This is a genomic window from Pedobacter endophyticus (genome assembly GCF_015679185.1).
In the GTDB taxonomy this organism is placed as follows: domain Bacteria; phylum Bacteroidota; class Bacteroidia; order Sphingobacteriales; family Sphingobacteriaceae; genus Pedobacter; species Pedobacter endophyticus.
Genome location: NZ_CP064939.1, coordinates 2,524,241 through 2,536,856, shown reverse-complemented (window position 1 = coordinate 2,536,856; position 12,616 = coordinate 2,524,241). Strand labels below are relative to the sequence as shown.

Genomic DNA, 12,616 nt, shown 5'->3' with positions numbered 1-12,616 from the left:
CTTTTATTTTACAATACTTACTGGCGTACCCTCGGCTAAATTGATCTGTCCACTTGTAATAACAGTTTCCCCTTCGTTCAATCCATCAAGAATTTCTACATTATCGCCCAAAATGCGGCCCGAAGTAACGTTACGAACCTTTGCCTTATTGTTTGCCTTATCGAGCACGAATACCTGGTTGCTGCTAACGCTGCCCGCAAAAGAAGTACGTGGTACCAAAATACTTGGTGCTTGTTTAGGGAAGTTAAACACCGCGGTGCCGTACATACCTGCCCTTAAGCTGTTTTTGGTGTCGTTGCTCACCTCTATTTCTACAGGGAAGTTTAATGTTGCATCGGCTTTTGGCGCAATAAATGTAATCTTGCCCGAAAATTTCTGATCAGGGAAAACTGATGATTGTATTTCGACGCTATTGCCCACTTTCAAGTTTGCCACCTGCGATTCGTTAACGCTAACCTGAAGCTTTAGCTTAGAAACATCAACAAGTTCAAAAAGCTGGGTTCCTTGAGCGGTAACAAACGCACCCACTTCAATGTACCTTTTGTTAACGATGCCGTTTATCGGCGATTTAATATTAGCATCACTCACCCTTCTTTGGGAAGCCTGTAAGCGTAATTTGGCATTCTCTGCAGCCAGTTTTGCCTGATCTAACTGTTGCTGGGTAACGCCGCCGGTTTCAAATGAGCTTTGATATCTTGCTAAATCCCTTTTTGCATTTTGGTAAGTCGCTTCCGCAGTTTCTCTGTCGGTATTAATGATCTCCGCATCAATGCGGGCTAAAACCTGCCCTTTGCTCACGCGATCGCCTTCATCAACATAAATTGCTTTAACACGACCTGCGTTTTCCGACAAGAAGTTTAGCTCTTGTTTAGGAACAAAGTTTCCGTTTGCAACAAAATCGAGGTTTACAACTTTCTTCTCTACTGTAGCAACACGAACGGCAACGGCGCCACCACCTTTAGCAATGAAAGCAGTTTTTTCTTCGTTCTTCTTTTTATTGTTGCTTAAAACATAAGCTATTGCACCAAGGGCAACAACAACTACGATAATTATGGTAATTACTCTTTTCATTTCTATTGTACTAGCGATTTAATGTTTCCGTTTGATTTTATTAGTTGTATTTCGGCTATCTTATAGTTTAACAAAGCCTGGTTGTAGCTGTTTTGTGCCTCTGTTAACGAGTTTTCTGTTTCCAGCAAATCGGTTAAGGTAGCCAAACCATTGTTGTAGTTATTCTGTGTACTTTTATAAATTTCTTGTGCCAGATCTGCATTTCTGCGCTGCGACCTAATGGTGTTCAAATTGTTGCGAAGCTGAATTTTTGCATTTTCGTAAGCCAGATTTAACGAGTTCGTCGATTCTTTTCTGTCTTCCTTCGCCTTCATAATCTCCACATCGGCCTGGCGGATTTTTGAACGTGTTAAAAATCCATTGAAAATTGGCACCCTTAACGTTAAACCAATTGCCGAAGCCCCATAGCCAATAGCCGCCGCATTCGAATTCAAGAAATCGAAACTGTTGCTCTGGCTTGAGTACGTGTAGTTTCCGGTTAATGCCAACGATGGATAATACTCTGCTACGTAGGCTTTACGTTGTAAGGCCAGCAATTTATCCTGATTGTTTAAGAGCTTAACCTCAGTTCTATTGGCCAGATCAACCGAATCGGTAAATACTGGTAGCTGGGTAACCTGAGTTAATTCCGTTGCCGGTAACTCGATTGGGTTGCTAACCGGCATGCCCATCGCAAACTTAAGCTGGTTTTCTAACTGTGTAACGGCGTTGATAATTTGCTCACGCTGCGTATTTAAATTGGTAACGTTTACACTAATCCGATCTACATCGATTTTTCTGGCCAACCCATTTTTATACTGGTTTGCAATTACTTTCTCAACTATGCCAACGTTTTTAATGTTGGTGTCGATTACAGCCAATTGCTCTCTGTTTACCAAAACCTGATAGTAGTTATTGGCCACCAATTCGATAATTTGTTCTTCGGTCAGCTGCGAAGTTAGGTTGTAATATTCTTCACTCGATTTCGCTGCTTGCAAGCCTGTAAAAACCTGTTGGTTAAATAACTGCTGCGAAAGCTGAACGCCAGCCGACGAATTCCAGTTTTGGCCCAGTTTGATGGCTTGCGATTGACCGCCAAAATCGGCTACCAATTGACCGATAATCGGGTTATAGGTTAAGCCTGCGGTTCCGGTAAGCTGAGGCAGGGCCTGCGCTCTTACTTCCTCCACTTTGTACCTTCCGCCCAGGATATCTAATTTAGATTTTCGAACACGGGCATTGTTCTGTAAGGCATAAGTTAATGCATCTTTTAAGGTTACTCGCTGTTGGGCAGCTACCATTTCTGGTAAGGCCATGCCAGTAAACATAATCAGCATTATTGTTGCCAGTTTTACTCTAAGCATAATGTATTGTTTTTTTGTTTTTGGGTTTCTTGTTTTTAACCTCTCCCCCCACCCTCCCCTTGAAGAGAGGGAGCTAGGAACTGCTAACTTATTTACTTCGTAATTGCAAACTTCGGACCGCGGACTTTCCGGACTTTTTAAGCCTTTAATCTTCGGACCTCGGACTTTCTGACTTCCGGACTTTTCAGCATTTAGTCTTCAACCTCCGAACTCCAGACTCTCGACTAACACTTTAATCCTTTTGTAAAGATAGAAGAGAGGTCTTTTTGCTTTTGTGTCATTTTATTTACTGCTTTTTTATCTGGGAGCAGATCTTTTCCGAGCTCCATTATGCACATATTTGTAAGGCCCATTAAGCTCTCTAAGTAAAGCTCTGCAACGTGCGCCATGTTTTCGTGTTTAATTTCGCCGTTACGCTGTGCCCTTTCAAATATTTCTGCATAAAACTCCTTTTCCGAATCTTTCAGCGCTGTTAGCTTTTTCTTCATCTGGTCGTCGTTAAAAATATCCGGAAGTCCTTCCGATATCCTCAACATAAAATATTTCATAAAGAAGGTGTTTCGAATATCGATGGTTTGAAACAATACGGTCTCTAATGTTGCATCTGGATTATACTTTTTCTTCAACCGATCAAAATAATCGGTAAACACTTTTTCAATTACCCCAACAATTAAGCTTCTTTTGTCGGGGAAATAATAATATAACGAGGGCTTGGAAACAGATAAATCTTCAGCTATATCGTTCATGGTAGTTTTACCAATACCGAAATGGCTGAAACGCTTGATGGCGCCTTCTATAATTTGTTCTCGCTTTTTATCAGCCTCAATCATTTTTACCTTTCTACTTTCTGACTTTTTTAATAATTTAGTCAAAATTAGGTGTTTAATCTGAAAAGTTAATCAACTGATTAAAAATTGAATTATAACATTGCATTTGAATGACAATTAAATTGCTTTTCGTTGGTTTATATGTATTTACGGTTTAAAATTTCGAAATGGTGATGTTAAGTATGTTGGTTGTATTCGTAACAATTATATTGATGGAATGTTTTTCGTGGGCTATACATAAATACCTATTCCATGGGCCACTTTGGTTTTTGCATAAAAGCCACCACGAAAAATCGCATGCTTTCTTTGAATGGAATGATCTGTTTGCACTTTTTTTTGCTGCTGTTTCTTTGTACCTGATGTATATCGATCGTAGCAATCTGGGCTACAAATTCGCCATCGGTTTGGGCATTACCATATACGGACTGGTGTACTTTATTATCCACGATTGGTTTGTACACAGAAGGTTTAAAACTTTTAAAAGCAATAACAAGTACCTGCAGGCGGTTAGAAAGGCTCATAAAATTCACCATAAAAATAGAGGCAAAGAGCAAGGAAAGGCTTTTGGGCTGTTGTTTGTGAGAAAAATTGAGAAGAACTAGCGTCTAAGGCCGGTTAATCTTAATTAGCTATAATAGCTGTTGCTTAACGGCTTTCGGAGTTGCGCTCACTTCACCTGTCATCCTGAACGCAGTGAAGGATCTCTGGGCGAAGAAAAGCTTGCATTAATAAACTTAAGTTCCAAAACATAAGCAACTGCAGGATTCAGGTTTCTGCAATGATAGGAAAGAGATTCTTGACTGCGTTCAGAATGACAAACATGAGAAAGTAGGCAAACAAATAATGGTTTTTTATTATTACCTTATGATGATTTCACTTATAGCTCCCGTTTATGAAAAATTTTCGAATCGTATTTCTGTTTTTAACCTTAGTTATATTAAATTCATGCGGAAAGAAGACCGATAAAGATCGGGCGATTGAGCTTGTAAAATCAAAATACGAAAGTGGTAATCAGGAATTGAATTTTGAGAACGCAACGCTCGACAGCCTTTATACTATCTCTCCAAAAGCTTATGCCGATAGTATTAAAAAGGGAAACGAGTTAGATACCACTTTAGCACTACTTGAAAGCGAAATAGAACATTTACCACAGGCAGAATCTGACAGCGTAGGCCGGATCAGTGCAGAATTAACTAAGCGCAGGTACCGCTTAATTGATCTGGCTAAGCTAAAGCCACAGTTTAGAGGCTGGAAATTGTCGGGAGTTAAAGTGGAGGATGAGAACGCCGAGGTACTGAGTTTTAACTTTGATAAGGGCATAACACAAATTGTGGAATAGTTTTACGAAAAACTGGTATCGGTTACGCGACGCGAACCCTTGTGCCTAAACCCCCGCCTGAACGGACGGGCAGGTGGGCGTACGGACAATGTCGTTTAGTTAAGTACAACGGGTGTCATCCGATAGCTATCGGATCTGAGCCTTTCGACTTCGCTCAAGATAAACTCAGTCGAAGACCTTTTTCTATAGGATAAAACAAGTAAACATCCGCCCTTCGACTAAGCCTGTATTGAGCCTTTCGTCTACGCTCAAGATAAACTCCAGTCGAAATGCTCAGGGTGACAATATTTTTTGTTTACCCTTAACTTAATAGCATTGGGACGGGAAGGCGGAGACGCAAATCCGCTAATTTTCAAATAAAAACCAACTAGTTCTCAACAACCTGCGCTGCTAAAAACTGGTATTGGCTATGGGCAACGTTAATCAATACTTTTCTCCAATATTTGTTACTTTTGTGCGCAAACTCAAAATCGCTATGCTTCAAATCCAAAAAGATATTTCGCTAAAACCATACAATTCATTTGGTATCGATGTAAAGGCAAAACATTTCGCCGAAATATTTAACGAAGAAGATTTGACAGCGTTGTTCAAAAACGAGCTTGCCAAAACTGAAGACCTGCTGGTTATTGGCGGCGGAAGCAATGTTCTTTTTACCAAAGATTTTAACGGCTTGGTAATCAAGATCAGTATAAAAGGCATTTCATCGCAAGTTGACGGCGAAAAGGTTTTGGTTCGGGCTGGCGCCGGAGAAGTTTGGAACGACTTTGTAACCTATTGCGTTGAGCATGGTTTTGCGGGCGTTGAAAACCTAAGCCTTATTCCAGGTACGGTTGGGGCATCGCCAATTCAAAATATTGGTGCATATGGCGTTGAGTTGAAAGATGTTTTTGAAAGCTGCACTGCTTTTGAAATTAAAACGGGCGAACTTAAAACGTTTACTTATGCCGATTGCAGCTTCGGTTACCGCGAAAGTGCTTTTAAAGGTGAACTAAAGGGACAATACATTATTACCTCGGTAGCTTTCGGCTTAAAAACAAATGCGGCCATTAATACTTCTTATGGGGCAATTGAGGCTGAACTGGAGAAAAGGGGTATAGAAGCGCCCAGTATAGCCGATGTTTCTGCGGCGGTTGCGCATATCAGGGTAAGTAAACTTCCCGATCCATCGACCATTGGTAACGCCGGCAGTTTCTTCAAAAATCCGGTGATCGAAAAGCATGAGTTTGCCGATGTGGTGTCTAAACATCCTGATGTGGTGCATTACCCCACTGCCGATGGGAAGGTAAAGCTTGCCGCCGGCTGGTTAATTGAACAATGTGGCTGGAAAGGGAAGGTGGTTGGCCATACGGGCACCTGGAAAAATCAGGCACTGGTTTTAGTGAATCATGGCGGCGCAACTGGCATGGAGGTTTTTCAATTTTCAGCTCAAATTATAGACAGTGTTCAGTCTACTTTTGGAGTCACTTTAGAGCGTGAAGTAAATATTTTGTGACGAAAAGGCTTTTGAAATAGTATTTAGTCTAATTGGCATGTGCCAAAAGTTTTTGGTATTAAGTTTGTTTATGTCAATATAAATGAGTATATTTTCATTTGACTTTTAAATCTTACCTAAAGCTAAACATCATGACAAAATTTGAATTCAACCATCTTGTTAACCACCACTCGGTATCACTTAGATCTTACGCGTTAAACTTTACAAAAGATGCAGAAGATGCAAATGATCTTGTTCAGGATACCATGCTGAAAGCCATTACTTATTACAATAAATTTAAGGAAGGTACTAACTTAAAGGGCTGGTTGTTTACCATAATGAAAAATACTTTTATTAATAACTACCGCCGTTTAGTAAAAACAAATACATTAATTACGCAAAGCGAAGATATTTCGTCGGCAAACCTTTCTTACAGCGCAACAAAAAATCAGGCTGAAAGTAAATTTGTGTTAAGCGATATAGATAAAGCATTGGCGCAATTACCTGAAGAATACTATGTTCCATTTATCCGCTATTTTGAAGGTTTCAAATACCACGAGATTGCAGATATGTTAAATATTCCAATTGGTACCGTTAAAACGCGTATTCACGTAGCAAGGGGAATTCTTAAAAAATATTTGAAAACCTATTCAAAAGATATGACGGTTGCTGAAATGGCTTAAGGCAGCAAACAATCGAAAGAATTAAAGGGTCTGAATTTATTCAGGCCTTTTTTTTTGTTCTTCGTTCTGCAAGGCAATCTCCTTTCGTATAATCAGATTGCTTACCGATGAAAAATCGGCACAAGTCGGTTCTCTGACCGGATGGTGTGGTATTATAAAAATCGTTATAATCGCGTCGCGATCCTTCCCGAAGTATCGGGACATGCGTTGCGGTACCATTGACGTTTTTATGCATTTCGCTGTTTATAGGGCTATACATGAACTGTCGTCATCCTCAGCTTGACTGGGGATCTTAATGCTAGGGCTTTAATCCCGAAGCTTCGGGACCCTGCGGCAGGCAGGGGTTTAGATACAAAGGTCTATCCGAAAAACTGATAAAGTATTTTTGATTACTAACTGCTGTTAATAAACGCGACAGGAGCGGCAGCCCCGCATTTTTCTTGCGGACTACAGCGGATGGCGGGGCTACAGTTGCCACAGCGCTGCTGTCCGTTCGTTTTCAAAAATGAAATAAGAACGTGTTTTCTCAAATAAATTGCTTAACGATGAAAAATCGGCACAATTCGGCTCGCACAGCCCCGGCTTCCCAATAATGAAAACAGATTTCTCGAATCGTTATTTTATAGAAAAACCCGGTAAAGCAAAAGGCCCGGAAACAATCCAGGCCTTTTTGCTTATCATATATTTGGTTAGTTGATTCTTATTTTTTCTTTCAACAGTTCGCCTTCTCTCTTATTTCGAAACCATTTAAAACCTCGGATGATAATGTTCTTCAGTGGTTTTTTAACAGTATTTTTGTTTTGTGGTTATAAAGATAGGGGAAATTTTAAGTTTGTCAAGATTTTTTTGACATTTTTTTTATTTCCTTTGCCGCCACCTGTCCAGAAACTATTGCTGGTGGCACCCCAGGGCCCGGTACAGTTAATTGTCCGGTGTATAAAAAATTTGATACTTTGCTCTTCATTTTCGGTTTTAGGAAGGCCGTTTGTATCAAAGTGTTAGCTAAACCATATGCATTGCCTTTAAATGCGTGGTAGTCTTTTTCAAAATCATCCATGGCATAGCTCCGCTTAAATAAAACATTTTTTTGAATGTCGTTTCCCGTTAAATCCTTAAAGCGTTTTAACAACAGCTCGAAATATTCATCCCTTTTGCTTTCGTTGTCTTTCAATCCGGGTGCAAGCGGAATCAAAAAGAAGAGGTTTTCTGCGCCCTCAGGTGCCACGCTTTTATCGGTTACTGACGGGCAGCAAACATAAAACAGAGGTTTTTGTGGCCATTTCGGGTCGGTATAAATTTCTTCGGCATGCTCATCGAAGTTTTCGTCGAAGAACAGGTTATGGTGAAGCACGTTTTTCAGTTTGGTATTTAGTGCAACATAAAAAAGGAGGCACGATGGAGCCATGGTTCGTTGATCCCAATATTTTTCACCGTACCTGCGGTGCGCTTTGTTTAACAGGTTTTGCTCAATATGATGATAATCGGCATTGCCAATTACAAAATCGGTGCTGAAAGACCCATTATTTGTTACGAGCTGTTCGGCTTTGTTGTTTTGTACCTCAATTTTAAGCACTTCGGTGTTGAAGTGAAATTTTACGCCCTGCGCTTCGGCGATGCTCTGCATTGCCGAAACCACCTTGTGCATTCCGCCGATGGGATACCAGGTGCCCAAAACCAGGTCTGCATAGTTCATTAAGCTGTACAATGCCGGCGTATTTTGTGGTGTTGCGCCTAAAAACAGTACAGGAAACTCGAGAAGTTTCCGCAGTTTTTCATTTTTAAAAAGCTGATGAACATGTTTGCGCATATTGCCGAGTAACTGCAAGCGAATGCCGCTTAAGGCCAGCCGCGGGTCGAAATATTCCATCACACTGTGCGATGGCTTAAAAACATATTCGTTCATCCCGACATCGTATTTGTATTTTGCCTGTGCTAAAAAGGTGTCAAGGTTTTTGCTACTGCCGGGTTCTAACACTTCGAAAAGTTGATAAAGATCGCCAAGCGTTGCAGGGATATCTAAAGTGTCATCCTTTCCGAAATAAATCCGGTACGATGGGCTTAGCCGCTCGAGCTGGTAAAAGTTTGATGCGGTTTTACCGAACAGGTTATAAAAATTTTCGAAAACATCGGGCATCCAGTACCAGCTGGGGCCCATATCGAACGTAAAGCCATCTTTTTGCCAGGTTCTGGCCCTGCCACCGGCCATTTCGTTCTTTTCAAGAACAGTCACATCGAAGCCGTCTTTGGCCAAAACAGCCGCGGCAGATAAACCCGCAAAACCTGCGCCTATGATGGTTACTTTAGGTTTTTTATCCATTGCCCAAATAAAGCGATTTTTAAGCATATTGTTTGAGAAGATTGTCATTTGCACCAAGATTCACTCAAATCCCGACTAAAGATTTTTGACTAAAGACTGAAGACTCAGCACTGAAAACTCAGGACTCCAAACTTTTCTCTACCTTTGCGCAACAAATGATTAGACTGTCTTTTTTATACCTGCTGCTCTTTGCATCAATCAATGTTTGCCAAGCACAGTTATCGCCCAAAGAAATTGCCGTGTTTAAAACCGATTTGGTTAAGGCGGTAGAAAACTCGAAAGTTACCGACTCTTTGTACGAGAAACTGGCCAAACTGCCCGGTAAAACTGCCTTGGTTACAGCTTACACGGGTACTTTGGAGGCATTGAAGGCAAAGCACTCCTGGAATCCGTACAACAAAATCAAGTATGTAAAGCAGGCGCTGATCACGATGCAGCGGGCAATAAACATGGATCCGCACAATATGGAAATCCGTTTTATGCGATTTTCTGTCGAACACTACACGCCGGGTTTTTTGGGGCTTAGTAAAAATCTGATTACCGACCGAAAGGAAATTATTAAGCATTACCAAAACCGTAACTTTGGCTCGGCCGACGATGTACTGATTAAAAATGTAGCTCGGTTTATGATAGACAGTGAGCGCTGCACCCCAGAAGAAATTATCATTTTAAAGAAGTTTAGTTAACATGAATTACATTTATTTGCTTATTAATGTTGGGGTAATCTTTTTTCCCTTGATATTGTCGTTCGATAAAAAGGTTCATTTTTTTAGTAAGTGGAAGTTCGTTCTGCCTGCAATTTTAATTACAGGTATCGTGTTTTTAATCTGGGATTTGCTTTTCGTTAAGCTCAACGTATGGTCGTTTAATCCCGATTATATTGTAGGGATCAAGTTTTTTGGGCTGCCAATTGAGGAGATCCTGTTTTTTTTAACTGTGCCTTATGCTTGCATTTTTATTTACGAGTGCCTTAATGCTTATTTTCCGGGCAATAATCTGCAGAAATACAGTTTCTCTTTAAGCAACCTGTTTTTGGGGCTTTGCGTTGCCATGCTGTTTTTTGGCTACAACCATTGGTACACGGTGATCAATTTTGGTTTCTTGCTGGTAATTTTGGCTTATGTTGAGTATGTAAACGTAAAGTTTCGGTTTATGTACAAGTTTTATCGGGCCTATTTGGTATCGCTTATTCCATTTTATGTGGTAAACGGATTTTTAACCGCTATCCCTGTTGTGATATATAACGATGAGCAAAACCTTGGTTTTAGGGTAGGCACCATTCCTTTCGAAGATCATTTTTATTTAATGGGTTTATTGTTAATGAACATTTATTTGTACGAAGTTTTTAAAAATAACAGATTTAAAAAGGACCTCGTTGCCTAGGTTTTGGAAATGAATGTTTGTGGTTCTTGGCAGCCGATACTCCCGCCATCCGTTATAGCCCGCAAAAAAATGCGGGGCTGCCACTGCTGTCGGGTTTATTAACAAGGTTTTGCATCGTACAAACCGTAAAATGAAAAACGATTTTTGCTTTTTAGCCACGCTTGGAGTGTATCCTGCAGCAACAAGGTGCTTCTAATAAATTTGAAAATAGTGATGGATCTACCGATTTATACGAAACAACAGCTTGCACTCAGAAACGGACAAGACAAACCGCAGATTTGGGTGGCTTACAAGGGGCTTATTTATGATATGACGGACAGCCGTTTGTGGCGAAATGGAAAGCATTATGAGCATTGGGCAGGGCAGGATTTAACGGACGAATTGCCTGATGCGCCGCATACTGAGGCGGTTTTTGAGAAATTTACCGCAATTGCAGTATTGGGTTCGGCGAATTTAAATCCGTAGATAAAAGAAAGTCATCGGATGAATACCTGCAACTTGCCTATATTCATCCGATGACTGGAAAATGTTAACTGAAAACCGCTAACTGAAACCTAAATTTCGATAGTAAAGGCGCTCAGACTTACAAATTCTTGAATCCTTGCTGCAATTTCCTCGTCGCTTAAGTTTAATAGTTTTTCGGTACCAAATTTTTCTACGCAAAACGAGGCCAGTGCCGAGCCATAAATGATGGCGTTTTTCATGTTCGCAAAGTTAATTGTTCCTACTTTAGCCAGGTAACCGATAAAGCCACCCGCAAAAGTGTCGCCAGCGCCCGTTGGATCAAAAACCTCTGCTAATGGCAGGGCAGGGGCAGAGAAGATCTGGTCCTCGTGAAACAATAGCGCACCATGCTCGCCCTTTTTAATGATCAAATATTTTGGGCCCATTTCGAGGATCTTTTTTGCGGCCTTAACCAAAGAATATTCTCCCGATAATTGACGGGCTTCGGCATCGTTAATGGTCAAAACATCCACCAATTTAATGGTTTCCAGCAAATCGTCCATCATAATGTCCATCCAAAAGTTCATGGTGTCCATCACAATTAGTTTTGGGCGTTTTTCGAGGCGCTTAATAACGGTTTGCTGCACTTGTGGCGTTAGGTTGCCCAGCATTAAGTATTCGCAATTTTGATAATTCTCAGGGATAACGGGATCGAAGTTTTCCAATACATTCAACTCTGTGATTAAGGTGTCGCGACTGTTCATATCGTTATGGTATTTTCCCGACCAGAAGAACGATTTTTCGCCAGCCTTAATTTGTAAACCTTCGGTATCAATTCCGTGTTGGGTAAAGGTGTCGATGTCGGTTTTTGGGAAATCATCTCCAACAACGGCAACAATTTTTGTTTTGTTGTAGAAGTATGAAGCGGCTAAACTAGCGTAGGTTGCGGCACCACCAACAATTTTATCTGTTTTACCAAACGGAGTTTCAATAGCATCGAAAGCTACAGAACCTATGATTATCAAGCTCATATATACGTTGTTTATTTTTTTTTAATTTTTTTCACTGCAAATATTGCATAAATAATTTAAAAGCCCTAATATTGCATTCCCAAAACGAACAAGGGTAAGTTTGCGTAAAAGCTTAAAGAACCTTGTTTTTTGGTAGCCGGATTCCTTCTTAGCTCAGCCGGTTTGAGTTCCTATTGGTTGGAATTAATCAGAGTTAAGAAATGTTAGAGGATTCTGACAAAATTAGTAAAGTAAACCAGAATAAATATTCCTTCTTAGCTCAGCTGGTTAGAGCATCTGACTGTTAATCAGAGGGTCGCTGGTTCGAGCCCAGCAGAAGGAGCAAAATCCTCACAGCAATGTGGGGATTTTTTATTAAAGCTTGCCAACTTGTTTTGGTAGGATATATAGACCAGGAAAATATTCCTTCTTAGCTCAGCTGGTTAGAGCATCTGACTGTTAATCAGAGGGTCGCTGGTTCGAGCCCAGCAGAAGGAGCTTGATTATTCAAGCTAAGCCCACTCCGCCCGAGTGGGCTTTTTTGTGCCTAATCTTTTTTAAAAATAGACTAAGAATTAGCTCAGCTGGTTAGCGTTGCCAATCGTCGGAATTAATCAGAGGGTCGGCTGGGGAGTAAGATCCCGATTCTTCGGGAAGCCCAGCAGAAGGAGCTTGATTATTCAAGCTAAGCCCACTCCGCCCGAGTGGGCTTTTTTTTGTGTTTATTC

12 protein-coding genes and 2 tRNA genes are annotated in these 12,616 nt (G+C 40.7%); 9 read left to right on the top strand and 5 right to left on the bottom strand.

The window, feature by feature from the left end; genetic code table 11:
• Window positions 1–3: 3 nt before the first annotated feature.
• From IZT61_RS10125 to IZT61_RS10115, 3 genes are all read right to left on the bottom strand, one after another.
• Window positions 4–1,071 (bottom strand): efflux RND transporter periplasmic adaptor subunit, encoded by a 1,068-nt coding sequence (locus IZT61_RS10125; RefSeq protein WP_196101014.1) that lies wholly within the window; start codon window positions 1,069–1,071, stop codon window positions 4–6.
• Between the two features lie 2 nt (window positions 1,072–1,073).
• Window positions 1,074–2,414, bottom strand: a complete 1,341-nt coding sequence (locus IZT61_RS10120; protein WP_196101013.1) for a TolC family protein — start codon at window positions 2,412–2,414, stop codon at window positions 1,074–1,076.
• Between the two features lie 224 nt (window positions 2,415–2,638).
• On the bottom strand, window positions 2,639–3,286 hold the full coding sequence (locus IZT61_RS10115; protein WP_230383933.1) for a TetR/AcrR family transcriptional regulator: 648 nt from the start codon (window positions 3,284–3,286) through the stop codon (window positions 2,639–2,641).
• Between the two features lie 122 nt (window positions 3,287–3,408).
• Between IZT61_RS10115 and IZT61_RS10110 the strand changes: the two genes are divergently transcribed.
• From IZT61_RS10110 to IZT61_RS10095, 4 genes are all read left to right on the top strand, one after another.
• Window positions 3,409–3,843 carry a sterol desaturase family protein gene (locus IZT61_RS10110; protein ID WP_230383932.1) on the top strand — a complete coding sequence of 145 codons (435 nt, stop codon included), beginning with the start codon at window positions 3,409–3,411 and terminating at the stop codon, window positions 3,841–3,843.
• Window positions 3,844–4,133: 290 nt separating this feature from the next.
• Window positions 4,134–4,580, top strand: coding sequence for a hypothetical protein (locus tag IZT61_RS10105; protein ID WP_196101012.1), 447 nt, complete (start codon window positions 4,134–4,136; stop codon window positions 4,578–4,580).
• Window positions 4,581–5,055: 475 nt separating this feature from the next.
• Window positions 5,056–6,072 carry a UDP-N-acetylmuramate dehydrogenase gene (murB, locus tag IZT61_RS10100; protein WP_196101011.1) on the top strand — a complete coding sequence of 339 codons (1,017 nt, stop codon included), beginning with the start codon at window positions 5,056–5,058 and terminating at the stop codon, window positions 6,070–6,072.
• Window positions 6,073–6,203: 131 nt separating this feature from the next.
• Entirely contained in the window at window positions 6,204–6,734 is a 531-nt protein-coding gene (locus IZT61_RS10095; RefSeq protein WP_196101010.1) for an RNA polymerase sigma factor, read from the top strand.
• 835 nt (window positions 6,735–7,569) lie between these two features.
• On the opposite strand, the gene IZT61_RS10090 is transcribed toward IZT61_RS10095, so the two are convergent.
• Window positions 7,570–9,099 carry a phytoene desaturase family protein gene (locus IZT61_RS10090; protein WP_317193191.1) on the bottom strand — a complete coding sequence of 510 codons (1,530 nt, stop codon included), beginning with the start codon at window positions 9,097–9,099 and terminating at the stop codon, window positions 7,570–7,572.
• A gap of 107 nt (window positions 9,100–9,206) precedes the next feature.
• Between IZT61_RS10090 and IZT61_RS10085 the strand changes: the two genes are divergently transcribed.
• From IZT61_RS10085 to IZT61_RS10075, 3 genes are all read left to right on the top strand, one after another.
• Window positions 9,207–9,737 (top strand): hypothetical protein, encoded by a 531-nt coding sequence (locus tag IZT61_RS10085; protein ID WP_196101009.1) that lies wholly within the window; start codon window positions 9,207–9,209, stop codon window positions 9,735–9,737.
• A gap of 1 nt (window position 9,738) precedes the next feature.
• Window positions 9,739–10,434, top strand: coding sequence for a lycopene cyclase domain-containing protein (locus IZT61_RS10080; protein WP_196101008.1), 696 nt, complete (start codon window positions 9,739–9,741; stop codon window positions 10,432–10,434).
• 213 nt (window positions 10,435–10,647) lie between these two features.
• Window positions 10,648–10,899, top strand: coding sequence for a cytochrome b5 domain-containing protein (locus tag IZT61_RS10075; protein WP_196101007.1), 252 nt, complete (start codon window positions 10,648–10,650; stop codon window positions 10,897–10,899).
• Between the two features lie 89 nt (window positions 10,900–10,988).
• Here the strand turns inward: IZT61_RS10075 and IZT61_RS10070 are convergent, their stop codons facing one another.
• On the bottom strand, window positions 10,989–11,909 hold the full coding sequence (locus tag IZT61_RS10070; RefSeq protein ID WP_196101006.1) for a PfkB family carbohydrate kinase: 921 nt from the start codon (window positions 11,907–11,909) through the stop codon (window positions 10,989–10,991).
• 248 nt (window positions 11,910–12,157) lie between these two features.
• Between IZT61_RS10070 and IZT61_RS10065 the strand changes: the two genes are divergently transcribed.
• A tRNA-Asn gene (locus IZT61_RS10065) sits at window positions 12,158–12,231 on the top strand.
• A gap of 81 nt (window positions 12,232–12,312) precedes the next feature.
• Window positions 12,313–12,386, top strand: a tRNA-Asn gene (locus IZT61_RS10060).
• The last annotated feature ends 230 nt before the right edge of the window (window positions 12,387–12,616 follow it).